This window comes from Pseudomonas sp. LTGT-11-2Z (genome assembly GCF_003691445.1).
In the GTDB taxonomy this organism is placed as follows: Bacteria; Pseudomonadota; Gammaproteobacteria; order Pseudomonadales; family Pseudomonadaceae; genus Aquipseudomonas; species Aquipseudomonas monteilii.
This window is the reverse complement of record NZ_CP033104.1, coordinates 5164131-5186600: the sequence shown is the minus strand read 5'-3', so window position 1 is coordinate 5186600 and position 22470 is coordinate 5164131. Positions and strand designations below refer to the sequence as shown.

At 61.3% G+C, this 22470-nt stretch carries 20 protein-coding genes; 5 read left to right on the top strand and 15 right to left on the bottom strand.

Annotated elements, in window-relative coordinates; translation table 11 throughout:
- Positions 1 to 69 precede the first annotated feature (69 nt).
- Positions 70 to 1233 carry a type III PLP-dependent enzyme gene (locus tag D8767_RS24485; RefSeq protein WP_016713187.1) on the bottom strand — a complete coding sequence of 388 codons (1164 nt, stop codon included), beginning with the start codon at positions 1231 to 1233 and terminating at the stop codon, positions 70 to 72.
- Between the two features lie 494 nt (positions 1234 to 1727).
- Between D8767_RS24485 and D8767_RS24480 the strand changes: the two genes are divergently transcribed.
- From D8767_RS24480 to D8767_RS24470, 3 genes are all read left to right on the top strand, one after another.
- Positions 1728 to 2225: a sigma-70 family RNA polymerase sigma factor gene (locus D8767_RS24480; protein ID WP_016713186.1), complete on the top strand. Its 498-nt coding sequence runs from the start codon at positions 1728 to 1730 to the stop codon at positions 2223 to 2225.
- A 20-nt stretch (positions 2226 to 2245) separates the two neighbouring features.
- Positions 2246 to 3208, top strand: a complete 963-nt coding sequence (locus D8767_RS24475) for a FecR family protein (RefSeq protein WP_016713185.1) — start codon at positions 2246 to 2248, stop codon at positions 3206 to 3208.
- A 107-nt stretch (positions 3209 to 3315) separates the two neighbouring features.
- Positions 3316 to 5745 carry a TonB-dependent receptor gene (locus D8767_RS24470; RefSeq protein WP_016713184.1) on the top strand — a complete coding sequence of 810 codons (2430 nt, stop codon included), beginning with the start codon at positions 3316 to 3318 and terminating at the stop codon, positions 5743 to 5745.
- Between the two features lie 35 nt (positions 5746 to 5780).
- Here D8767_RS24470 and D8767_RS24465 read toward each other — a convergent pair whose 3' ends face one another.
- Genes D8767_RS24465 through D8767_RS24450 form a run of 4 tightly spaced genes read right to left on the bottom strand, consistent with a single transcriptional unit; the run spans position 5781 to position 9226 of the window.
- Positions 5781 to 6938 carry a betaine/proline/choline family ABC transporter ATP-binding protein gene (locus tag D8767_RS24465; protein ID WP_016713183.1) on the bottom strand — a complete coding sequence of 386 codons (1158 nt, stop codon included), beginning with the start codon at positions 6936 to 6938 and terminating at the stop codon, positions 5781 to 5783.
- Positions 6935 to 7588: an ABC transporter permease gene (locus D8767_RS24460; RefSeq protein ID WP_016713182.1), complete on the bottom strand. Its 654-nt coding sequence runs from the start codon at positions 7586 to 7588 to the stop codon at positions 6935 to 6937. Before D8767_RS24460 ends, D8767_RS24465 begins: the two co-directional genes overlap by 4 nt.
- Complete coding sequence (locus tag D8767_RS24455; RefSeq protein ID WP_016713181.1) at positions 7585 to 8499, bottom strand: glycine betaine ABC transporter substrate-binding protein; 915 nt, start codon at positions 8497 to 8499, stop codon at positions 7585 to 7587. Before D8767_RS24455 ends, D8767_RS24460 begins: the two co-directional genes overlap by 4 nt.
- 13 nt (positions 8500 to 8512) lie before the next feature.
- Positions 8513 to 9226 carry an ABC transporter permease gene (locus tag D8767_RS24450; RefSeq protein ID WP_016713180.1) on the bottom strand — a complete coding sequence of 238 codons (714 nt, stop codon included), beginning with the start codon at positions 9224 to 9226 and terminating at the stop codon, positions 8513 to 8515.
- A gap of 533 nt (positions 9227 to 9759) precedes the next feature.
- Between D8767_RS24450 and D8767_RS24445 the strand changes: the two genes are divergently transcribed.
- Positions 9760 to 11343: a peptide chain release factor 3 gene (locus tag D8767_RS24445; RefSeq protein WP_016713179.1), complete on the top strand. Its 1584-nt coding sequence runs from the start codon at positions 9760 to 9762 to the stop codon at positions 11341 to 11343.
- 33 nt (positions 11344 to 11376) lie between these two features.
- On the opposite strand, the gene D8767_RS24440 is transcribed toward D8767_RS24445, so the two are convergent.
- The 4 genes from D8767_RS24440 to D8767_RS24425 form a co-directional block, all read right to left on the bottom strand.
- Positions 11377 to 12456, bottom strand: a complete 1080-nt coding sequence (locus D8767_RS24440; RefSeq protein ID WP_016713178.1) for a polyamine ABC transporter substrate-binding protein — start codon at positions 12454 to 12456, stop codon at positions 11377 to 11379.
- Positions 12457 to 12508: 52 nt separating this feature from the next.
- A complete protein-coding gene (locus tag D8767_RS24435; protein ID WP_016713177.1) occupies positions 12509 to 12850 on the bottom strand; it encodes a cupin domain-containing protein in 342 nt (113 codons plus the stop codon).
- Positions 12851 to 12882: 32 nt separating this feature from the next.
- Entirely contained in the window at positions 12883 to 14289 is a 1407-nt protein-coding gene (locus tag D8767_RS24430) for an FAD-binding oxidoreductase (RefSeq protein ID WP_028698935.1), read from the bottom strand.
- A gap of 64 nt (positions 14290 to 14353) precedes the next feature.
- Positions 14354 to 15154 (bottom strand): nuclear transport factor 2 family protein, encoded by an 801-nt coding sequence (locus tag D8767_RS24425; protein ID WP_016713175.1) that lies wholly within the window; start codon positions 15152 to 15154, stop codon positions 14354 to 14356.
- A 214-nt stretch (positions 15155 to 15368) separates the two neighbouring features.
- Here D8767_RS24425 and D8767_RS24420 point away from each other — a divergent pair, with 214 nt between their 5' ends.
- Positions 15369 to 16268, top strand: coding sequence for a hypothetical protein (locus D8767_RS24420; protein WP_016713174.1), 900 nt, complete (start codon positions 15369 to 15371; stop codon positions 16266 to 16268).
- 156 nt (positions 16269 to 16424) lie between these two features.
- Here the strand turns inward: D8767_RS24420 and D8767_RS24415 are convergent, their stop codons facing one another.
- The 6 genes from D8767_RS24415 to D8767_RS24390 form a co-directional block, all read right to left on the bottom strand.
- Positions 16425 to 16613, bottom strand: a complete 189-nt coding sequence (locus D8767_RS24415) for an oligopeptide/dipeptide ABC transporter ATP-binding protein (protein WP_315424305.1) — start codon at positions 16611 to 16613, stop codon at positions 16425 to 16427.
- 84 nt (positions 16614 to 16697) lie between these two features.
- Positions 16698 to 18248 (bottom strand): methionine--tRNA ligase, encoded by a 1551-nt coding sequence (gene metG / locus D8767_RS24410; RefSeq protein ID WP_016713173.1) that lies wholly within the window; start codon positions 18246 to 18248, stop codon positions 16698 to 16700.
- A gap of 268 nt (positions 18249 to 18516) precedes the next feature.
- The gene (locus D8767_RS24405; RefSeq protein ID WP_063977272.1) at positions 18517 to 19485 is read right to left on the bottom strand and encodes a peptide ABC transporter ATP-binding protein; all 969 of its coding nucleotides are present in this window, start codon (positions 19483 to 19485) and stop codon (positions 18517 to 18519) included.
- Positions 19485 to 20453, bottom strand: coding sequence for an ABC transporter ATP-binding protein (locus tag D8767_RS24400; protein ID WP_016713171.1), 969 nt, complete (start codon positions 20451 to 20453; stop codon positions 19485 to 19487). The genes D8767_RS24405 and D8767_RS24400 overlap by 1 nt, the downstream gene beginning before the upstream one ends.
- Before the next feature lie 10 nt (positions 20454 to 20463).
- Positions 20464 to 21390: an ABC transporter permease subunit gene (locus D8767_RS24395; RefSeq protein ID WP_016713170.1), complete on the bottom strand. Its 927-nt coding sequence runs from the start codon at positions 21388 to 21390 to the stop codon at positions 20464 to 20466.
- Positions 21391 to 21400: 10 nt separating this feature from the next.
- Complete coding sequence (locus D8767_RS24390) at positions 21401 to 22411, bottom strand: ABC transporter permease subunit (protein ID WP_012316108.1); 1011 nt, start codon at positions 22409 to 22411, stop codon at positions 21401 to 21403.
- Positions 22412 to 22470: the final 59 nt, after the last annotated feature.

The following is a 22470-nucleotide window of genomic DNA, read 5'->3' as shown; positions in this document are numbered from 1 at the left end:
CGCGGTCAGGTGTAGGAGCGGCCTTGGGGGCACGCAAATAAAAACGAGGCCTTGCGGCCCCGTTCTGCATTACAGGTAGTAAGCCTTCAGCGGCGGGAAGCCGTTGAATTCCACCGCGCTGTAGCTGGTGGTGTAGGCGCCGGTCGACAGCCAGTACAGGCGGTCACCGATGGCCAGGTTCAGCGGCAGGCCGTACTTGTAGTTTTCGTACATGATGTCGGCGCTGTCGCAGGTCGGGCCGGCGATGACCACTTCTTCGGCTTCGCCTTTCTTCTCGGTCCAGATCGGGAACTTGATGGCTTCGTCCATGGTTTCGATCAGGCCGGAGAACTTGCCCACATCGGTGTAGATCCAGCGCTCGACGGCGGTACGCGACTTGCGCGCCACCAGCACCACTTCGCTGACCAGGATACCGGCGTTGGCAATCAGCGAACGGCCTGGCTCCAGGATGATTTCCGGCAGCTCGTCACCGAAGTCTTCCTTCAGGAAGCGGATGATTTCTTCAGCGTAGGTTTCCAGGCTGTTGGTACGGGTGATGTAGTTGGCCGGGAAGCCGCCACCCATGTTGATCAGCTTGAGCTCGATGCCGTCTTCTTCCTTCAGGCGCTCGAAGATCACCTTGACCTTGGCAATGGCAGCATCCCACACGCTGATGTCGCGCTGCTGCGAGCCCACGTGGAAGGAGATGCCGTAAGGCACCAGGCCCAGGTCGCGGGCGAGGATCAGCAGGTCCATGGCCATGTCGGTCTGGCAGCCGAACTTGCGGGACAGCGGCCAGTCAGCCGTGGTCGAGCCTTCAGTCAGGATACGCACGTACACTTTCGAGCCCGGTGCGGCCTTGGCGATGTTGCGCAGGTCGGCTTCGGAGTCGGTGGCGTACAGGCGCACGCCCTTCTCGTAGAAGTAGCGGATGTCCTTCGACTTCTTGATGGTGTTGCCGTAGCTGATACGGTCGGCGCTGACGCCACGGCCCAGCACTTTGTCCAGCTCGTAGATCGAGGCGATGTCGAAGCTCGAACCTTTCTCTTTGAGCAGGTCGATGATTTCGACGGCCGGGTTGGCCTTGACCGCGTAGTACACCTTGGCGAATTCGAAACCGGCGCGCAGGTCGTCATAGGCCTGGCTGATCATCTGGGTATCGATGAGTACGAACGGGGTTTCCTGCTTGTCGGCGAACGCCTTCATTTTCTGGAAGGTGTCACGCGCGAAATAGTCTTCGACCTGGATCGACATGCTCAGGGACTCCATGGGCAAACTGAAAGAATAAGTGGCTGCAAACTGAACGTCCTCCGTATCCCCACTTTGGTTCGCCTACTCAGTACTTGAGCCGGATGGATCGTTTCCAGCATGGACGTTCGGCGCGCACTTTAGGGCGTGAAGAATGCAGAATCAACAGGTAATCCGGGCGTGATCGGCGTGGATCGACGACCAGCCATTTGAATAGACGACCCATGTGACCGGCTGATGTTCCCCACGATGTTTCAAGCGTAAAAAATTGTGGAATAGACCGCATTGGGGCCTTCGCCGGTAAACCCGCTCCTACAGGGTTTTCGCCATTCCTGTGGGAGCGGGTTTACCCGCGAAAGGGCCAGGGGTGTTCATATTTATGGCCACATTTTCCTGGTACCCACGTACAGGAAATGGCTCATAAATTTTTTGTTACCGACTGGCGGATTTGCTGGTTTTGATGAGAAACATTACTATTCGCACCCTTGTCTGCCTCCCTGATGACCCCGACCGTGTCCGGACACAAAGGCTTCCTCGACCATTACCATGAGCTGATCGGCACCTGGACGCGCAAACTGCGCAGTCGTCAGCAGGCCGAGGACCTCACCCACGATGCCTTTGTCCGGGTACTGGAAAACCCGCGCGAACAGGTTGAGCAGCCGCGTGCCTACTTGCACCAGACCGCTCGCAACATTGTCGTGGATGGCTTGCGCCGCGAAGACCGCCGCCAGGCCCTGGAACTGGAAGCTTTCGACGATGGCGGTAGCGGCAGTGGCGACCCGGAGGCCTACGTGCAAGCCCTGGAGCTGGCCGACAGCGTCGAGCGGGCACTGGCCGAGCTGCCGCTCAACTGCCGGCAGGTGTTCATCTGGCAGAAGCTCGAAGGCCTTACCCAAGCCGAAATCGCCGAGCGCATGGGGTTGAGCAAGAACATGGTCGAAAAGTATATGATCCGCACGCTCCGGCACTTGCGTGAACATGTGGATGTGTCGGCATGAAGCGTCAGGAGACCTTTTCGATGAAACAGCACGGTACCGATACCGTCCGCGAGCAGGCGGCCGCATGGTTCGCCCGCGAGCAGGATGCGCCTCGGGATGCCGGGCTGCAGAAACAGTTGCGTGCCTGGTTGGCGAGCGACGAGCGCCACCGGGAAGAGTACGAACACCTCAGTCGCGTTTGGCAGGCCGCCAGCTTCATTCCACGCCAGCGCCTTGAAGCGCTGTGCCAGCCGGAACCGGTGCAGCAGCTGCCTCGTCGGCGCTTTGTGCGTCAGGCCTTGGCCGCCAGTGTTGCGGTGTTGGCGTTGGGGCTGGGCTGGGCCGGCTGGCACTACCAGCAACTGAACCATCAGGACAGCCTGCAGACTGCCTTTAACGAGCGCCGCCAGGTTGAGTTGCCGGATGGCACGCACCTGGAACTTAATGGCAACACACAGGTGCAGGTCGATTTCAGCGCCGGACAGCGGCATATCCGCCTGAGCGCCGGGGAGGTGATGTTCAGCGTCGCTCACGACAGCGCCAGGCCGTTCGTGGTCGACACCGCCCAGGGCCGTGTGACGGTAACCGGTACCCGCTTTGACGTTCGCCTGGACCCAGCCAGCACCCGGGTAGCGGTGGAGCAGGGTTCGGTGCGTGTGCAGGGCAAGGGAGCGTCACTTGCGCAGCTTACGGCCGGGCAGGGTTCGCAAATAGACGCACAAGGCGCGGTCACCGCACCTTACGCAGTCAATGCTGCCGCTGTGACCGCCTGGCGCCAGGGCAAGCTGGTGTTCGATAACGCGACCTTGGCCGAGGTAGTGGCTGAAGCCTCGCGCTACCGCAGCCAACCGTTGCGGGTTGCCCCGGGCAAAGTCGCCCAGATGCGCCTTTCCAGCACTTTCAGCACCGACGACACCGACGCGCTGCTGCGGGCCTTGCCGAGCATCCTGCCGGTGGCCATCAAGGCCCATGAAGACGGCTCCCGCGAAATAATTGCGAAATAGATTCAGGTTTTTTTCCACTCGTTCGTCTTCCTCGCCAGCTGCAACTGCCAAGCATTTCCATTTGCACGCGGTTGGCGTTTATTCCGCATTCAGGATGTTTCGACGACGTGAACAACAACAAACCTTTCCCACGTTTGCCCGCCCTGGCGCTGGCCCTGGCGGTCAGTGCCGTGGCCGTCAACAGCCAGGCTGCACAGGCCGGCAACACCATCCAGATCCAGGCCCAGCCGCTGGGATCGGCGCTGAGCCAGCTTGGCCAGCAGACCAACCTGCAACTGTTCTTCAGCCCCGAGTTGGTGGCTGGCAAGCAGGCCCCGGCGGTGTCCGGCAACTTGGCGCCGGTGCAAGCGCTGCAACAGTTGCTGCAAGGCAGCGGGCTGACCTTCGAGGTGTCCCAGGACACCGTTGTGGTAAAGCCGCTGCCGACTACCCTAGACTTGGGCAGTGGCAGCCTGGAGCTGGCGCCCACCGACATCAAGGTAGTCGGTGACTGGCTGGGCGATGCGCAGCAGAGCGTGGTGCAGAACCACCCCGGCGCACGCACCGTGGTGCGCCGCGAGGCGATGGTGGAAAAGGGCGCCATGAATGTGCGCGATGTGCTGCGTGGCATCCCGGGTGTGCAGGTGCAGGATTCCAACGGCACTGGCGGCAGCGATCTGTCGCTGAACGTGGGCGTGCGCGGCCTGACCTCGCGCCTGTCGCCGCGCTCCACCGTGTTGATCGACGGCATCCCGGCCGCGTTCGCGCCGTATGGCCAGCCTCAGCTGTCGATGGCGCCGATTTCCTCGGGCAACCTCGACAGCATCGACGTGGTACGTGGCGCAGGCTCGGTGCGTTATGGCCCGCAGAACGTGGGAGGGGTGATCAACTTCGTCACCCGGGCAATTCCGGAAAAGGCCTCGGCAGAGCTGTCCACCACCCTGGAAACCTCCCAGCACGGCGGCTGGAAGCACACCGAGTCGGCCTTCGTCGGCGGCACGGCAGACAACGGCATGGGTGTGGCACTGCTGTATACCGGCGTCAACGGCAACGGTTACCGTGAAAGCAACAACGGCAACGACATCGACGACGTTATCCTCAAAACCCACTGGGCGCCGACCGATGTCGACGAGTTCTGGCTCAACTTCCACTACTACGATGGCCGCGCCGACATGCCCGGTGGCCTGACCCAGGCCCAGTACGACAGCAACCCGTACCAGTCGCTGCGCGATTACGACTACTTCGCCGGTCGGCGCAAGGACGTATCGTTCAAGTGGCAACGCCAGCTCGACGATGCCACCCAGTTCGAAGTGCTGACTTATTACACCGACAGCTTCCGTGGCAGTGCCATCGCTTCGCGTGACATGAAGACCCTGTCGTCGTATCCGCGCAACTACCACACCTTCGCCATCGAGCCGCGTGTGTCGCGTATCTTCTTTGCCGGCCCGACCACGCAGGAAGTCAGTGTGGGTTACCGCTACCTGAAGGAAGCGATGCGTGAGCAGTCGACGCGCCTGGCGCTGATCGACAACGTGCCCACCGTGACCCCGACCTCCGACGGCCATGTGTTCCAGGACCGTAGCGGTGGTACCGAGGCCAGCGCCTACTACATCGACGACAAGATCGATGTGGGTAATTGGACCATCACCCCGGGCATCCGCTTCGAGCACATCAACACCGACTGGCGCGACCGCCCGGTGCTGGACGCCAACAACCGCCCGGTAGCGGAGAAGAAACGCAGCATCACCAGCAACGAGCCGCTGCCAGCGTTGAGCGTGATGTACCACATCTCCGATGCCTGGAAGGTGTTCGCCAACTACGAGACCTCGTTCGGCAGCCTGCAGTACTTCCAGCTGGGCCAGGGCGGCACCGGCAACAGCACGGCCAATGGCCTGGAGCCGGAAAAGGCCAAGACCTACGAGATCGGTACGCGGTATGACAATGGTGGTTTCGCCGGTGAGCTGACGGCGTTCTACATCGACTTCGATGACGAGTTGCAGTACATCAGCAACGATGTGGGTTGGACCAACCTTGGCGCCACCAAGCACCAGGGTATCGAAGCGTCGGTTCGTTATGACCTGGCCGGGCTGGACCCGCGCTTCGAAGGCCTGTCGGTGAACGGCGGCTACACCTACACCCGCGCCACCTATGAAGGCGAGATTCCCGGCTTCAAGGGCCGTGACCTGCCGTTCTACTCACGCCAGGTGGCCACTGCCGGCGTGCGTTACGAGGTCAACCGCTGGACCTGGAACCTGGATGCCTACGCCCAATCCAAGCAGCGTGCGCCGGGCACCGGGATCAACGCCGACGGCAGCTTCAATGGTGACTACATCACCGAGCCGAGTGCCGATGGGCAGTATGGCGATATTCCGGGTTACGTGACCTGGCATGCCCGTGGCGGGTATGAGTTCGGGCCAGAGATGTCCAACCTGAAGCTGGCGGCGGGGGTGAAGAACCTGTTCGACAAGCAGTACTTCACCCGTTCCAGCGACAACAATGCCGGCATTTATGTGGGTGAGCCGCGCACCTTCTATGTGCAGGCCAGTGTAGGGTTCTGATCTGAAATTGCCGGGGCGCAAAGCGCCCCTAGCAATTACGAAACCACCGCCTCAGCTGGCGAAACAATGCTGGTCTTAGCCCCCCGCGATCTTCCTGAACTCAGGTAAGCCGCAATCGACTCCTGCGTCACCTCGCCCAAGAACACCTGCTCGGCATCCAGCACCGGCAACCACGCCCTATTAAATTCGTACATCCGCGACAGCAGGATGCGCAAATGCTCATCATGCGACGCTGTGGCATTGAACGGCCGCAGGAAGTCACCACAGGTGCCTTGCTGGCGATGCATGTCGCGCCGGCGCACATACCCCAGCGCCTTGTTCTGCGCATCGGTCACCACCACATAGCGGCGGTCGTGTTCATCCAGCAGTTCCAGTGCATCGCTGACCGGCGTTTCCGGGCTCACCGACGGCGCGTTGTCCGCCGCATCCTCGGCACGTACCAGCAATAGGCGTTTGAGGGTGCTGTCCTGGCCAACGAAGTTACTGACAAACTCATCCGCCGGGTGCGCCAGCAGGGTGTCCGGGTGGTCCAGCTGCAGCAGCTTGCCGGCACGGAAGATGGCAATCTTGTCACCCAGCTTGATCGCCTCGTCGATGTCGTGGCTGACCATGATCACCGTCTTGTTCAGCGCCCGCTGCATCTCGAAGAACTCGTTCTGGATCATCTCGCGGTTGATCGGGTCGACCGCGCCGAACGGCTCGTCCATCAGCAGCACCGGCGCTTCTGCAGCCAAGGCGCGGATAACACCGATGCGCTGCTGCTGGCCACCGGACAGCTCACGCGGGTAGCGCTGCAGGTACTGCTTGGGCTCCAGCTTGATCATGTGCATCAGCTCGCGCGCACGCTCGTGGCACTTTTGCTTGTCCCAGCCGAGCAGGCGCGGGACCACGGTGATGTTCTCTTCGATGGTCATGTTGGGGAACAAACCGATCTGCTGGATCACATAGCCGATGTGCCGGCGCAGGGTCACTTCGTCCAGCCCGGTGGTGTCTTCGCCATTGATGAACACCTGGCCCGAGGTGGGGGTGATCAGGCGGTTGATCATTTTCAGCGTGGTGCTTTTGCCGCAGCCCGAGGGGCCGAGGAACACGCAGATTTCCCCTTCGTTGACGGTGAGGTTTACCGCGTCGACGGCTTTCACGTCCTTGCCGTTGACGTTGAAGGTTTTGCTGAGGTTCTTCAGTTCGATCATGAGCGCAGTCCTTCTGGAGTCAGGGCACGTTGCAGGGTTTGCAGGAGCAGGTCGGCAATGATCGCCAGCAGGCTGACCAGCACGGCGCCGACCAGCAGCATCGACATGTCGCTGCGGCTGATGGAGGTGAGGATGAGCACACCCAGGCCGCCGGCGCCGATGGTGGCGGCGATGGTCATGACGCCGATGTTCATGACCACGGCGGTGCGCACACCGGCGAGGATCACCGGCACGGCGATGGGCAGCTCGACCATGCGCAGGCGCTGGCCGAAGGTCATGCCGATGCCGCGTGCGGCTTCACGGATGCCGGGCTCGACGTTGGTCAGGGCCAGGTAGGTGTTGCGCATGATCGGCAGCAGCGAATAGAGGAACACGGCAGTGATCGCCGGGAGTGGTCCAAGGCCTTGGCCGAACTTGGAATAGAACGGCAGCAGAAGGCCGAACAGGGCAATGGAGGGGATGGTGAGCAGCACCGTGGCGCTGGCCTGCAATGGGCCAGCGAGGGCCGGGAAGCGCGTCATCAGAATGCCCAGCGGCACCCCGACGAGGATCGCCAGGCCTACTGCTATGCCCACCAGCATGATGTGCTGCCAGGTCAGTTGCAGCACCTGGGCCCAGTCCAGGTGGCTGAAGGTATCGATCAGGTTCATGGCTGGCCCTCGCTGTTCAGTGGGTGCTCACGCAGGAAGGCGGCGGCGACGGCGGTCGGGTTCTGGTGCTCGACGTCGACCTTGGCGTTGAGCTGGCGCATGGTTTCGTCATCCAGCTGCTCGGCCAGCGGCTTGAGCAGGCCGGCCAGTTGCGGGTTGGCGTCGAGCACCGCCTTGCGCACCACCGGGGCGGCGGTGTAGTCCGGGAAGTAGTGTTTGTCGTCTTTCAGCAGCTTGAGGTCGAAGGCGTTCAGGCGGCCATCGGTGGTATACACCAAGCCAGCGAACACCTGGTTGTTGCGCATGGCCGTGTAGACGAGGCCGCCGTCCATCTGGCGGATGTTGCGACGGTCCAGCGGCAGGCCGTACATCTCGCGCAGGCCGACCAGGCCGTCGGGGCGGTTGGCGAACTCGGTGTCCAGCGCCACCAGGTGGGTGCGCTGGCTTTCGTCATGCAGCACCTGGCTGAGGTCGCTGATGGTGTTCACCTGCGGGTAGGCTTCGGCCACTTGGCGGGGCAGGCCCAGTGCGTAGGTGTTGCTGAACTTCGACGGGGTCAGCCAGATCAGGTCCTTCTTGGCATCCAGTGCCTTTACCCTGGCGAAAGTGGCTTCGGCGTTGGGCATGCGCTCGTCGATGTGGTTATACGACACCAGCGACACGCCCGTGTATTCCCACATCAGGTCGAGCTGGCCGGTCTCCTGGGCCTGGCGTGCGATGTTGCTGCCAAGGCCGGTGGTGACACGCACGTCGAAGCCATTGGCACGCAGGTATTGCGCGGTGATTTCGGCGAGCACGGTCTGTTCGGTGAACACCCGCGCGCCGATGCGCACCAGCGGTTTTTCCGCTGCTTGGGCAAATCCTGCGAACAGCAGGGCCGCGCCCAGCAGCAAGGCGATTCTTTTCTTCATACGTTCCCTATCCTTATTGGGCCAGGCCACGTTCCAGCCAGCGCTTGCTGGAGAAACTCACCGCTGCGTCCAGCACCAGGGCCAGCAGCGCGGTGCACGCGGCGCCCAGCAGCAGCTGTGGCTGGTTGTTCAGGGCGATGCCGGGGAAGATCAGGCTGCCCAGGCTGTTGGCACCGATCAGGAAAGCCAGGGGCGCGGTGCCCACGTTCAACGCCAGGGCCACGCGAACACCGCCGACAATGATCGGCACGGCGTTGGGCAATTCCACTTGCCAGAGTTGCTGGCGCGGGGTCATGCCGATGCCGGTGGCGGCTTCCTTGAGCGAGGCGGGGACGTTTTTCAGGCCCTCGTAGGTGTTGCGCACGATGGGCAAGAGAGAGGCGAGGAACAGTGCGAAGATCGCAGGCCCGGCGCCGATGCCCAGAATACTCAGGGCGATGGCCAGAACGGCCAGGGGAGGGATGGTGTTGCCAACGTTGAAGAACTGCATGAAGCGCTCGGCTTTGTCGACCCGGTGCGGTCGACTGAGCGCAATGCCAGCGGGGATGCCCACGGCCAACGCCGCCGCCATCGAAGCCAGCACCAGTACCAGGTGCGCTTGCAGGTAGAACCCAAGATCGTCGCGATAACGCGTGATCGTGTCGATGCCGATCCAGTGGATCAGCAGGGCCAGGATGACGAGCACGATGGCGCATCCCAACAGCCCTTTTCCGTAGCGTTTTGCCACAGGCGGACTCCTTGTGTAGTCGGCGAGCACACTTCTTTTTTGCCGGCCAGGCCTGGCGGCGGATGGTGTGTTCGCGAGTAGCAGCTTGATACACGCCGAAGGCTGCGATCAGGCCATGAGCCGAACCCCGTCGGGCCCGAAAATGCTGATGAAACCGATCCCCAACCGAAGCGGGTTGCAGGGGAGTGGACGTCTCCGTGGGTGTAAAGGTTCCCATCTGAGGCGGCATTTGGCCAGCGTTAATCACTGGGGTTATGGAAATCTCGCGCGATAAATAAGTGCTTTTTCTACATCAAGGCGTTGAATTACCTGCCATCGCGACGTCCATCGCGTGGCTCAGGATCGGCATGGAAATTTTTTCACATAAGTGCCAGGCGATCGGTTTTCGTTGTTGTTGAGATCGAGCGCCGCCCGCGCGGCGCTCGATCTCGAAGTCGACAAACGGCTACCGAAAAGCACCTTGGATTTTCGTCCCCGCTCAACTTCAGGTATGATATCGCCCCTTTTTGAATCCCCCAGTCAGGCGATTTCCCATGACCAACCAGGCCGCCGAAGTCGCGAAGCGCCGCACTTTCGCAATCATTTCCCACCCCGACGCCGGTAAGACCACCATCACCGAGAAGCTGCTGCTGATGGGCAAGGCCATTGCTGTCGCCGGTACCGTGAAGTCGCGCAAGTCCGACCGCCACGCCACCTCCGACTGGATGGAAATGGAGAAGCAGCGCGGCATCTCCATCACCACCTCGGTGATGCAGTTCCCGTACCGGGAGCACATGATCAACTTGCTCGACACCCCCGGCCACGAAGACTTCTCGGAAGACACCTACCGCACCCTGACCGCAGTGGACTCGGCGCTGATGGTGCTCGACGGCGGTAAAGGGGTTGAGCCGCGTACCATCGCCCTGATGGACGTATGCCGCCTGCGCGATACGCCGATCGTCAGCTTCATCAACAAACTCGACCGTGACATCCGCGACCCGATCGAACTGTTGGACGAGATCGAAGCCGTACTGAAGATCAAGGCCGCGCCGATCACCTGGCCGATTGGTTGCTACCGCGACTTCAAAGGCGTGTACCACCTCACCGGCGACTACATCGTGGTGTACACCCCTGGCCACGGCCATGAGCGCACCGAAGCCAAGATCATCCAGAAGCTGGACTCGGACGAAGCCCGCGCACACCTGGGTGACCAGTACGACTCGTTTGTCGAGCAGTTGGAGCTGGTGCAGGGCGCCTGCCATGAGTTCAACCAGGAAGAGTTCATCAACGGGCAGCTGACCCCGGTGTTCTTCGGTACTGCACTGGGCAACTTCGGTGTGGATCACGTGCTCGACGCCGTGGTCGACTGGGCGCCGCGCCCGCTGGGCCGCGTTGCCCACGAGCGTACCGTCGAGCCTGTGGAAGAGAAGTTCACCGGATTCGTGTTCAAGATCCAGGCGAACATGGACCCGAAACACCGCGACCGTATCGCCTTCATGCGCATCTGCTCGGGCAAGTACGAGAAGGGCATGAAGATGCGCCACGTGCGCCTGAACAAGGACCTGCGTATCGGCGATGCGCTGACCTTCTTCTCCTCCGAGCGTGAACAGCTGGAAGAGGCCTTTGCCGGTGACATCATTGGCCTGCACAACCATGGCACCATCCAGATCGGTGACACCTTCACCGAAGGCGAAGCGCTGGGCTTCACCGGTATCCCGCACTTCGCCCCGGAGCTGTTCCGTCGCGTGCGCCTCAAGGACCCGCTGAAGTCCAAGCAGCTGCGCCAGGGCTTGCAGCAGCTGGCTGAAGAAGGTGCTACCCAGGTGTTCTTCCCGGAGCGCAGCAACGACATCATCCTCGGTGCGGTCGGTGTGCTGCAGTTCGACGTGGTCGCCAGCCGCCTGAAGGAAGAGTACAAGGTCGAGTGCGCCTACGAGCCGATCACCGTGTGGTCGGCCCGCTGGATCAGCTGCGACGACAAGAAGAAGCTTGAGGAATTCCAGACCAAGGCCATGGAAAACCTGGCCATCGACGGTGGCGGTCACCTGACCTACCTGGCGCCTACCCGGGTCAACCTGTCGCTGATGGAAGAGCGCTGGCCGGACATCAAATTCCGCGCTACCCGCGAGCATCACTGATAATTGAGCATGGGGCCGCCAAGCGGCCCCTTTTCAATTCCCGGCTTTGATACTGGTCCAGATCCGCGTGCGAATGCGGTCGATCTTCGCCGGCATCGCCTCCAGCGCATACAGCTTGCCCATCACATCCTCGCTTGGGTAAATCATCGTATTACCCTTCATCGCGGGGTCCACCAGCCCGTCCGCCTTCAGGTTGCCGTTGGCGTACTGCACATGGTTGCTGATGTTGGCCATCACGTCCGGCTGCAGCAGGTAGTTCATGTAGGCATACCCGGCTTTTTCATCCGGAGCATCTGCCGGCATGGCCACCATGTCGAACCACATGGGCGCGCCTTCCTTGGGGATCGAGTAGCCCACCTTCACCCCGTTCTTCGCTTCTTCGGCACGGTTCTTCGCCTGCAGCACATCCCCCGAGAAACCTACCACCACGCAAATGTCGCCGTTGGCCAGGTCGCCGGTGTACTTCGATGAGTGGAAGTAGCTGATGTACGGGCGTACCTGCATCAGCAGTGCCTTGGCCTTGTCGTAGTCCGCCGGGTTCTGGCTATGGTGTGGCAGGCCCAGGTAGTGCAAGGCAATTGGCAGCAGTTCAGGACCGTTGTCCAGCACGGCAACGCCACAGCTTTTCAGCTTGCTCATGTACTCGGGCTTGAAGATGAGGTCCCACGAATCAACCGGTGCATTGTCGCCGAGCACCGCCTTGACCTTGTCGATGTTGTAGCCGATGCCGGTACTGCCCCACAGGTACGGGAAGCCGTACTGGTTGCCCGGATCGTTTACCTCCAGTGCCTTGAGCAGCACCGGGTTGAGGTTTTGCCAGTTGGGCAACTGCGACTTGTCCAGGCGCTTCAGGGCCTTGCCCTGGATTTGCCGGGCCATGAAATGGTTGGAGGGGAACACCACGTCGTAGCCGGAGTTGCCGGTCATCAGCTTGCCATCGAGGGTTTCGTTGCTGTCGTACACGTCGTAGGTGGGCACGATGCCACTGGCCTGCTGGAAGTTTTTCAGCGTGTCGGGGGCGACGTAGCTGGACCAGTTGTAGATCTTTACCGTTTCGGCGGCGCCGGCCACGCTGGCGGCCAGCATCAGGGGAGCGAGAAGGAGCGTGCGCATGTCGGGGTTACCTTGCTTTGTCTGTTGTTATCGAAGGCAGGCGATCAGCGGATCAGAAGATAAGGACGTAGGTCTTGCGCACGGTATCCTGGATGTCCCAGGTGCCAGTGCTGTTGGCCGGTAGCATCAATGCGTCTCCGGCTTCTATGACCAAGGGTTCGCCACCGTCGGGGGTGAAGGTGCAGCGGCCCTTGATGAAGTGGCAGAACTCCTGTTGCACGATCTGCCGGCGCCAGCGCCCGGGGGTGCATTCCCAGATGCCGGTTTCCACGCCGTCGCTGCGCTCCACGCAGGTGACCGACGTCACGGCTACGGGTTCGCCAAGCGGTACCGCGACCGGGTTGCTGCTGTCGAGCACGGCGCTGTCAGTGTTCTTGAACTGGGTGATGCTCATGACCGGTGGATCCTGTGTATGGAAAAGGGAAGTCAGTGCATGAAGCCTTCCATGAAGTCCGCAAGCGAGCTGGCCAGGCGCCGCCTCCAGGGCGCGCTGGCGGGGTTGGCGAGGGTCCGGTCCTCGTGGACGAAGCTTTGGATGATGGCGTTGTAGCCCAGCCAGCGGCAGGGTTCGGGTGGCCAGCTGGCCAGGCTGGAAACCGGGCGGTTGTCGAGCACCCAGGGCTGCGCGGTCAGTTCGTTGTGCTGGTTGAGGATCAGCGCTGCAAGTGTGCGCCCGCCCAGGTTGGTGGCGCCGACTCCTTCGCCGCCGTAGCCGCCAGCCAGGGCGATGCCGCGCTGGCGGTCGCACAGCATGTGCGGGCGGAAGCGTCGGGCCATGCCCAGGTTGCCCCCCCAGGAGTGGGTGATGCGTACGTGTTTCAGTTGCGGGAAAAGCTCGCTGAACAGGTAACGACGCAGTTCGACTTCATGCGCGTCAAGGTTGAAGTTTTCGCGCAGTCGGCCGCCGAAGCGATAGCCTCCGCGGGCACCGAATACCAGGCGGTTGTCGGCGGTGCGCTGGCCATAGGTGACCTGGCGGCTGCTTTCGCTGAAGGCCTGGCCTTGGCTCAGGCCGATCTGCTCCCAGGTCGAGTCCGGCAGTGGTTCGGTAGCGACCAGCAGGCTCTGTACGGGCAACTGATGTTTGCCCAGTGGCGGAAGGCTGGCAGCGTAACCTTCCACGGCGGGCACTACCCACTGGCAGCGAATTCGTGCCAGCGGCGTGCGCACCTCGCCGGGCTGCCAATCGATGGCCGGCGTGTTTTCATAGATCGGCACGCCCATCGCCTCCACTGTTCGAGCCAAGCCGCGCACGAGTCTGGCCGGCTGGATGGTCGCGGTGTGCGGGCTGTAGATGGCGCCAAAGGCATTGCTGACCCGCAGTTGGGCGTCCAGTTGCTCGGGGCGCAGCCAGCGGTAGTCGTCTTCGGTCATGCCTTGGCGATACAGATCGTCCAGGTAGGCGCGCAGGCTGCGTTCCTGCTCCGGGTAGCGTGCGGCGCAGTACAGCACGCCGCCTTTGCGGTAGTCGCAGTCGATCCCTTCGCGTTGCAGCACACGCTGTACTTCATCGGGAATGCCGTGCAGCAGGTCGATGCTGGCGCGGCGCTGTTGTGGCGACAGAGTGGCCAGCAGGCGATCTTCGCCCAGCAGGTTGCCCATCAGCCAGCCGCCGTTGCGCCCGGAGGCGCCGAAACCGGCGATGTTGGCGTCGATCACCGCGACGTTGAGCTGCGGGGCCTGGCGCTTGAGGTAGTAGGCAGTCCACAGGCCGGTGTAGCCGGCACCGATGATGCACACGTCCGCAACCAGGTCTTCACGCAGGGCCGGGCGAGCGCACAGTGGCTCGTCGAGCTGGTCCATCCACAGGCTGAGCGTGCGCAGGGGTTGCATCGGCTTGGGCTCCACATCCGTCAAGGTCTGTGGGCGATCCTAGTGGGCTGTGCGAGCGGCTGTCTTACGTGCGTGCACGCAGGGAAATTTGCTTCAGGTACGCCTTGGGCGTGAGGCCGGTGTGTTCCCGGAAGCACTTGTAGAACGCTGACAGTGAGTTGAAGCCGGCGCTGAACGCCAACTCGTCAATCGTTGCCTCGACGCTGTCGTCGTCCAGGCTGGCCATCAGGTGTTGCAAGCGAGCCTGGTTGACGTAGCGGTAGAAGCTTTGCCCAAGCACCTGGTTGAGCAGGTAGGAAATCTGGTTGCGGCTGTAACCACTGGCGTCGGCGACCTGCTGCAGGTCCAGCTCCGGGTCCAGGTAGGGGTGCTGGCGCTGGAAGTAGTGTTCCAGGTCCTGGGCCATGGTCGACAGTTGCCGTGGTGACAACCCCAGGCGGCTGGTGGCAGGGCGCGGGCCGGTACTGGTGCGCCCGCTGCTGTTCTGGCGAACCAGCGTGGCGTATTCGTTGACCCGCCAGATCAGGCCGTCCTTGACGGTGATCGCCTCGCTGGACTGGAACGCCACCAGGCCATCGCCACCCTGGACCGTGACCTGGTACTGGATGAACGCGGTGCAGCCATCGACGCGGATGCGGTCACTGTGAACGATGTCTTCGCCGGCTTCATGGGGCAGGCAGGCGCGTACGTAGTCGCGCATCTCAACGTAGCCAAGCACCCGGTTCTGGAAAAAGTCGTGGTACTGGATGTCGGGGTGGTACAGCGCTATGACCCCGTCCAGGTCTCGATGCTTCCAGCACAGGTGGTAGCGCAGCACGGTGTCAGCGGTGAGCGGGGTCTGGGCGGAGTCGTCAGGGAGCGTCATTGCCAGATCATGCCTCGCCGGCGTAAAGGCCACAATATTGCAGAACACCTGATGCCGGAGCGCCACTCGCGCTTTTTGCACGATTCTTAAATCAAAGAATTCACTAACTATCTGATTTTTATATAAGTAATTTTTTGTAATGAATGGCACAGCCTCTGCAACGGTTACTGCGCGAATGGACTTCTCGCTAACAACATACATAGGCGCACATATCATGATCCCCTCTGCCGACTCCTCCGTTTTCGATACTCAAGGCCGCTCAGGTGTTTCCTGGGCGGCCATCTTCGCGGGTGCTGCTGCGGCGGCCGCTTTATCCTTGATATTGGTGGTGCTGGGTGCGGGCTTGGGCTTTGCCGCCACTTCACCTTGGGCCAACGAGGGCGCGAGCGCGAAAACGCTGGCGGTTTCCACCATCATCTGGCTGTTGCTGACGCAGATCATCGCTTCTGGCCTGGGCGGGTATATCGCCGGCAGGCTGCGTGTGAAGTGGGCCAACTTGCATGGCGATGAAGTGTACTTCCGCGACACCGCCCATGGGTTCCTGTCCTGGGCAGTCGCCACCTTGGTAGCTGCGATGCTGGTCCTGGGTACGGCGGGCAACCTGGTAGGTGCTGGAGCCAGCGCGGCGACGCAAGTGGTTGGCATGAGTGCTGCTGCCGGTGGCGCGGCGGCTGCCAATGCCGATAAGGATTCGATGGGGTATTTCGTCGACAGCCTGTTCCGTGGTGACGGCCCTGCGCCGGTGAGCGAGGACGCCGCCAATGGGGTAGCGGCGCGCATTCTGGCCAAGGGCCTGGCAGGTGACGGTGCACTTGCGCCTGAAGACCGCGCTTACTTGGCGCAGTTGGTGGCGCAACGCACCCGCCTGACCCAACCCGAAGCAGAGGCCCGCGTCGACCAGGTGATGGCCCAGGTTCAACAGCTCAAGCTGCAGGCCAAGCAAGCGGCTGAGGCTGGCGCGAAGGCTGCTGCATGGACCGCGCTGTGGACCTTTGTAGCACTGCTGTGTGGCGCCTTCTTCGCCAGCCTTGCAGCGCTTTATGGTGGTCGCCGTCGTGACCAGGTGCAGTGGCTGGAAGGCGAATACGTCGCCCATCGCACCATTCAACGTTAAGCAAGGAGAACCGACATGCGCTCGATACTGCTCTGGATGCTTGGGGTACCGATTCCGGTCATCATCCTGATCGCCCTTTTCATGCATTGACCGAAAGAGCCGCTTTGCGGCCCTCTCGCAGCATAAGGCTGCGAATGGGGCGCAAAGCGCCCCCGGTCATCTACAGAACTGCTCCGCATAATGGCAAGCCACCTGCCGCGTACTCACCTGCCGCAACGCCGGCACCTCCTTGGCACAGCGCTCGGTCGCATACGGGCACCGCTTGTGAAACGCACACCCATCCGGCGACCTGCCAGTTGAGGAGGTCATCAAAGGTATTTGATTTGATGGAGCGGACGCCATCAAGACCTTGGATACTCAGGAAAAATCGAACTGAGCCTGGCATTTCGATCCACGTCCCCGTTCTGAAGACCATGGGGACGGTGGGCGCTACGGAGCTTCCTGATAGCGGGGGAATAACACTCGAGTCTCTCTGATGCGATAACCCGGTGATATTGAACGACTGTGGTCGAAGCAGGGAGACTGCTCAGCATCCAGACAACCTAGGTTCTGCAGCAACTCGGCCATGCTATCTGGCATGACCGGCCACAACGCAAGTGCGCCATGACGCAGAGCTTCCAGGCAATCATGCAGGATATGACCCACGTGCACGAGATTCTCAGGCTGTTTAATCAACTTGTAGGGCTCGCTTAGGTTCACGTGCTGATCGATTGTCCGGAAGATAGCGAGCGCCAAGGCAATCATTTTGTCGTATTGGAATGCCTGGGCCTTGTCCCGAGAGGCTATGCTGAGTTCGTTTATTTTCTTGTAAAAATCGCTGGTAACGTCCGGCTTGTCGGGTACTACGCCATGAAAATAGCGATTGACCATTCCTATTATTCTGTTGAAGCAGTTTCCCACCGTGTTGGCTAGGTTTGCGTTGTAGCTCTCTATGAGGCGAGAATTCGAAAAATCGGAGTCGCTGGCGCCAACCGGGCCAGCGCTGGCGAGAAAAAAACGGATGCTGTCCACTCCCAGTTCGTCACAGTAACGTTGCAGGACTTTGATGTCGATGAAGTTACCCATGCTTTTCGACATTTTTTCGCCTTCGCGTATCCAGAAACCGTGAGCAAGGATGTTACGTGGCAGATCCAGCCACTGGTTACCCTCCACTTGTTTCAGGGCCAGCAACATGGCAGGCCAGATTACAGCATGGAACCAGAGGATATCTTTGCCGACCACCTGGAGCGCCGCTGGCCATAGGTGACGACGCTCCACGGTGTCAATTGCAGTAAGATAATTGAACAGAGCATCGACCCAGACGTAAACGACGTGTGAGTTATCGCCAGGAATATTGATACCCCAAGCTTCGTCGCTATGTCTTGAAATTGGAATGTCGCTCAACCCATCTTGAACCCTTGCGACGATTTCTGCAGTGCGACTAGCGGGATGGATTTTCAGTTCACCGGTATTGAATAACGCCAGCAATTGCTCCTGGTAGCGACTAAGGCGAAAAAAGTAGTTTTTCTCAGTGCGTTGAAGCAAAGGCTTTTTGTTGATGGGTGATTTGTATTCATACTGCTTGGCCTTGGCATCAGGCACATATTCTTCTTGGCCCGCATCATACCAGCCAATATATTCGCCTAGATAGACATCTCCAGTGGCCATCAGCTGTTCAATGCGTTTGTGTACATTTATCTTGTGTCGTGGTTCGCTAGTTCTGATGAAGTCATCGAAGCCGATGTTGAATACAGTGAATGTGTGGCGGAATGCATTAGCATTTTTTTGTGCCCAATCCTCCACAGGCACACCCCGGGCTTGCGCTGCGTCGATTACCTTCATCGAGTGTTCGTCCGTCCCGGTCAACAAGAATTTTTCCTGGTTTTCGAGTTGTGCCGTACGTGCGCCGATATCGGCGAGTAGCGTGGAGAATATGTGGCCAATGTGTGGTGCGTCATTGACGTAGTAGATGGGGGTCGTGAAATAGCGGGCTGATCTCATTGCCTACGTCCAAGTTAGGGGAAACACAACAAGGTAGCCGGTTAGGGAGGGGTGAGAAAATAAACGCGATGTTTAAAGTTGAGCGTAGGACTTTTCCTGCAAATAAACAGCAGATTTAATGCTTGCTCAGATGAATATAGACTGTTAACCGATCACGTGAAACGGCCTGCTAAATGAGCGGCGTTCTTGCCTTTTTATAAGGACGCGTGACTGGGCAGCGCAGCAATGTGCTGTTTTTTCGCATTGCGGGCTGCCCAATTTCTAACAGTTAAAGAAACTGCTCCGCATAATGGCAAGCCACCTGCCGCGTACTCACCTGCCGCAACGCCGGCACCTCCTTGGCACAGCGCTCGGTCGCATACGGGCACCGCTTGTGAAACGCACACCCATCCGGCGGGTTGAGCGGGTTGGGCAATTCCCCGGCAATGCGGATCTTCGGCTTCAGCGGGTCCGGGTGAATAGTGGGAGTTGCCGACAGCAACGCCTGGGTATACGGGTGCAACGGCTTCTCGTAGATATCCTCTTTCGGCCCCATTTCCGCCGGTCGCCCGAGGTACATCACCAGCACCTGATCGGCCACATGTCGCACCACCGCCAGGTTGTGCGAGATGAACACGTAGGCGGTGTTGAATTCCTTCTGCAAGTCCATGAACAGGTTCAGTACCTGCGCCTGGATCGACACGTCCAATGCCGAAGTCGGCTCGTCCGCTACCAGCACTTTTGGCTGCAGCATCATCGCCCGGGCCAGGGCGATACGCTGGCGCTGGCCACCCGAGAACATGTGCGGGTAGCGCTGGTAGTGCTCGGGGCGCAGGCCCACCTGCTCCATCATCTTCTGCACTTTGTCGCGCCGCTCGGCCTTGCTCAGTGACGTGTTGATCAGCAGGGGCTCGGCCAGCTGGTCGCCAATCTTCTGTCGGGGATTGAGCGAAGCGTAGGGGCTCTGGAACACCATCTGCACGTCGCGGCGCAGTTGCTTGCGCTCAGCCTTGCTGGCGCCTTTCACCTCGGTGCCGGCGATTTGCAGCGAGCCGGAGGAGGGCTCTTCGATCAGGGTCAGTGCGCGGGCCAGGGTCGATTTGCCACAGCCGGACTCGCCAACCACGGCCAGGGTCTTGCCGGCTTCCAGGTCGAACGACACACCATTCAGTGCACGGACCAACGCATGGCCTTTGAACAGCCCGCGGGAGACTTCGTAATGCCGGGTCAGCTCCCGGGCGGATAGAACGACGGTCATTACGCCACCTCCTGGTTCAGCGGGTAGAAGCAGCGCACCAGGCTGTACGCCTGGGGATCAAGGGGCGGCCGTTGGTGGCGGCAGTTGTCCTGCACATAGGGGCAGCGCGGCGACAACAGGCAGCCGACAGGGCGGTCGTAACGGCCGGGGACGATGCCGGGCAGGGTGGCCAAGCGTTCGGCGCCGATGCTGTGCTCGGGGATCGCTGCCAGCAAGGCTTCGCTGTAGGGGTGGGCAGGCACGTCGAACAACTCAGGCACCTGGCCTACTTCTACCGCCTGGCCGGCGTACATCACGCACACGCGCCTGGCCGTTTCGGCGACCACGGCGAGGTCGTGGGTGATCAGAATGAGCGCCATGTTGCGCTCCTTCTGCAGGTTGACCAGCAGCTCCATGATCTGCGCCTGGATGGTCACGTCCAGTGCGGTGGTCGGTTCGTCGGCGATCAGCAGCTTGGGCTCGCCGGCAATGGCCATGGCAATCGCCACACGCTGGCTCATGCCGCCGGACAGCTGGTGCGGGTAGGCATCCAGGCGGCTTTCCGCTGCCGGGATCTCGACTTTTTTCAGCAGCTCCAGGGCACGCTGGCGCGCGGCCTTGCCCTTCAGGCCCAGGTGCTGGCGCAGCACTTCCTCTATCTGGTAACCCACGGTGTAGCTGGGGTTGAGCGCGGTCATCGGGTCCTGGAAGACCATGGCGATGTCCTTGCCCACCACCTTGCGCCGCTGGCGGCCGCTGAGCTTGAGCATGTCGGTGCCATCGAAGGTGAGGGCGTCGGCGGTGATGCGCCCGGGGGCGTCGATCAGGCCCATCAAGGCCATCATGGTGACCGATTTGCCCGAGCCGGATTCGCCGACGATGGCCAGGATTTCGCCGGCTTCTACCGTCAGGTCCAGGCCGTCGACCACCGGTACCGCCGTGGCGTCGCCGAAGCGCACGTTCAGGTTGTTGATCTGCAACAGTGACATGGCGTTCTCCTCAGGCGGCGTTCTTGAGTTTCGGGTCCAGCGCATCGCGCAGGCCGTCGCCCATCAGGTTGATTGCCAGCACACTGAGCAGAATGGTCAGGCCAGGCAGGCTCACCACCCACCAGGCGCGCTCGATGTAGTCACGGGCCGAAGCCAGCATGGTGCCCCACTCCGGGGTTGGCGGCTGTACGCCGAGGCCGAGAAAACCCAGGGCAGCGGCGTCGAGGATCGCCGAGGAGAAGCTGAGGGTTGCCTGCACGATCAGCGGTGCCATGCAGTTGGGCAGCACGGTGACGAACATCAGCCGTGGTAGCCCGGCACCGGCCAGGCGTGCTGCGGTCACGTAGTCGCGGTTCAGCTCGCCCATCACGGCGGCACGGGTCAGGCGCACGTAGGAGGGCAGGGAAACGATGGCAATGGCAATGACGGTGTTGATCAGGCCTGGGCCGAGGATGGCAACGATGGCCACCGCCAGCAGCAGCGAGGGCAGGGCCAGCATCACGTCCATCAGACGCATGATCGATGGGCCGAGCAATTGCGGGAAAAAGCCGGCCAGCAGGCCCAGCAGGATGCCCGGGATCAGCGATATCACCACTGACGACAGGCCGATCAGCAGCGACAGCCGCGCGCCCTGGATCAAGCGTGAAAGCAGGTCGCGGCCCAGCTCGTCAGTGCCGAGGATGAATTGCCAGGTGCCGCCCTCCAGCCACACGGGCGGTGTCAGCAGGAAGTCGCGGTACTGTTCGCTGGGGTCATGCGGGGCGACCCACGGTGCAAACAGCGCACAGAACACCACCAGGCACATGAAGGCCAGGCCCATTACAGCGCCTTTGTTGCGCGCGAAGGCTTGCCAGAACTCTTTGTAGGGCGAGGGGTAGAGCAGGCTCTGGTCCACCGGGCTGGCCGGCGACACGGATTTGGGAATCGGGCTAGTCATGGCAAGGGCCTCAGCGCTGATGACGGATGCGTGGGTTGGCCAGGCCGTAGAGAATGTCCACGACGAAGTTGACCAGGATCACCAGGCAGGCGATCAACAGGATGCCGTTCTGGACCACGGGGTAGTCACGGGCGCCGATGGCTTCGATCAGCCATTTGCCGATGCCCGGCCAGGAAAAGATGGTTTCGGTCAGCACCGCACCGGCCAGCAATGTGCCGACCTGCAGGCCGAACACGGTCAGCACCGGGATCAAGGCATTGCGCAGGCCATGCACGAACACCACGCGTGCTGGCGACAGGCCTTTGGCGCGGGCGGTGCGGATGTAGTCTTCGCGCAGTACTTCGAGCATCGACGAGCGGGTCATGCGGGCGATGACCGCCAGCGGGATGGTGCCGAGCACGATGGCCGGCAATATCAGGTGCATCACCGCGTCCTTGAACGCGCCTTCCTCATCACTGAGCAGCGTGTCGATCAGCATGAAGCCGGTTTTGGGCTCGATGTCGTAGAGCAGGTCGATGCGCCCGGACACCGGGGTCCAGCCCAGGCTCACCGAGAAGAACATGATCAGGATCAGGCCCCACCAGAAGATCGGCATTGAGTAGCCGGCCAAGGAAATACCCATCACTCCATGGTCGAACAGCGAACCGCGCTTGAGCGCGGCGATCACCCCGGCCAGCAGGCCGACGATGCCGGCGAACAGCAGGGCGGCGAAGGCCAGTTCCAGGGTGGCCGGGAACAAGGTGAGAAACTCGCTCCACACGCTTTCGCGGGTACGCAGCGATTCACCCAGGTCACCTTGGGCGAGCTTGCCCACATAGTCCAGGTACTGGACCGGCAGTGGTTTGTTCAGGCCCAGGCGTTCCATGGCCTGGGCATGCATTTCGGGGTCGACCCTGCGCTCGCCCATCATGACTTCCACCGGGTCGCCGGGGATCAGGCGTATGAGCGCGAAGGTCAGCAAGGTGATGCCGAAAAAGGTCGGTATCAGCAGGCCCAGGCGCCGGGCAATAAAGCTCAACATTGTCGGGGTTACCTCTTCAGACCGTGCGGCCAGTAGCACGCCACGGCAGTGCCGCCGGT

Bases quoted from the DNA above. Each gene is read 5' to 3' on its own strand.
- D8767_RS24445 (WP_016713179.1), top strand. From the start codon at position 9,760: ATGACCAACCAGGCCGCCGAAGTCGCGAAGCGCCGCACTTTCGCAATC.
- D8767_RS24435 (WP_016713177.1), bottom strand. From the start codon at position 12,850: ATGAGCATCACCCAGTTCAAGAACACTGACAGCGCCGTGCTCGACAGC.
- D8767_RS24430 (WP_028698935.1), bottom strand. From the start codon at position 14,289: ATGCAACCCCTGCGCACGCTCAGCCTGTGGATGGACCAGCTCGACGAG.
- D8767_RS24425 (WP_016713175.1), bottom strand. From the start codon at position 15,154: ATGACGCTCCCTGACGACTCCGCCCAGACCCCGCTCACCGCTGACACC.
- D8767_RS24455 (WP_016713181.1), bottom strand. From the start codon at position 8,499: ATGAAGAAAAGAATCGCCTTGCTGCTGGGCGCGGCCCTGCTGTTCGCA.
- D8767_RS24400 (WP_016713171.1), bottom strand. From the start codon at position 20,453: ATGTCACTGTTGCAGATCAACAACCTGAACGTGCGCTTCGGCGACGCC.
- D8767_RS24440 (WP_016713178.1), bottom strand. From the start codon at position 12,456: ATGCGCACGCTCCTTCTCGCTCCCCTGATGCTGGCCGCCAGCGTGGCC.
- D8767_RS24405 (WP_063977272.1), bottom strand. From the start codon at position 19,485: ATGACCGTCGTTCTATCCGCCCGGGAGCTGACCCGGCATTACGAAGTC.
- D8767_RS24465 (WP_016713183.1), bottom strand. From the start codon at position 6,938: ATGATCGAACTGAAGAACCTCAGCAAAACCTTCAACGTCAACGGCAAG.
- D8767_RS24420 (WP_016713174.1), top strand. From the start codon at position 15,369: ATGATCCCCTCTGCCGACTCCTCCGTTTTCGATACTCAAGGCCGCTCA.
- D8767_RS24460 (WP_016713182.1), bottom strand. From the start codon at position 7,588: ATGAACCTGATCGATACCTTCAGCCACCTGGACTGGGCCCAGGTGCTG.
- D8767_RS24395 (WP_016713170.1), bottom strand. From the start codon at position 21,390: ATGACTAGCCCGATTCCCAAATCCGTGTCGCCGGCCAGCCCGGTGGAC.
- metG (WP_016713173.1), bottom strand. From the start codon at position 18,248: ATGAGATCAGCCCGCTATTTCACGACCCCCATCTACTACGTCAATGAC.
- D8767_RS24485 (WP_016713187.1), bottom strand. From the start codon at position 1,233: ATGTCGATCCAGGTCGAAGACTATTTCGCGCGTGACACCTTCCAGAAA.
- D8767_RS24390 (WP_012316108.1), bottom strand. From the start codon at position 22,411: ATGTTGAGCTTTATTGCCCGGCGCCTGGGCCTGCTGATACCGACCTTT.
- D8767_RS24480 (WP_016713186.1), top strand. From the start codon at position 1,728: ATGACCCCGACCGTGTCCGGACACAAAGGCTTCCTCGACCATTACCAT.
- D8767_RS24475 (WP_016713185.1), top strand. From the start codon at position 2,246: ATGAAACAGCACGGTACCGATACCGTCCGCGAGCAGGCGGCCGCATGG.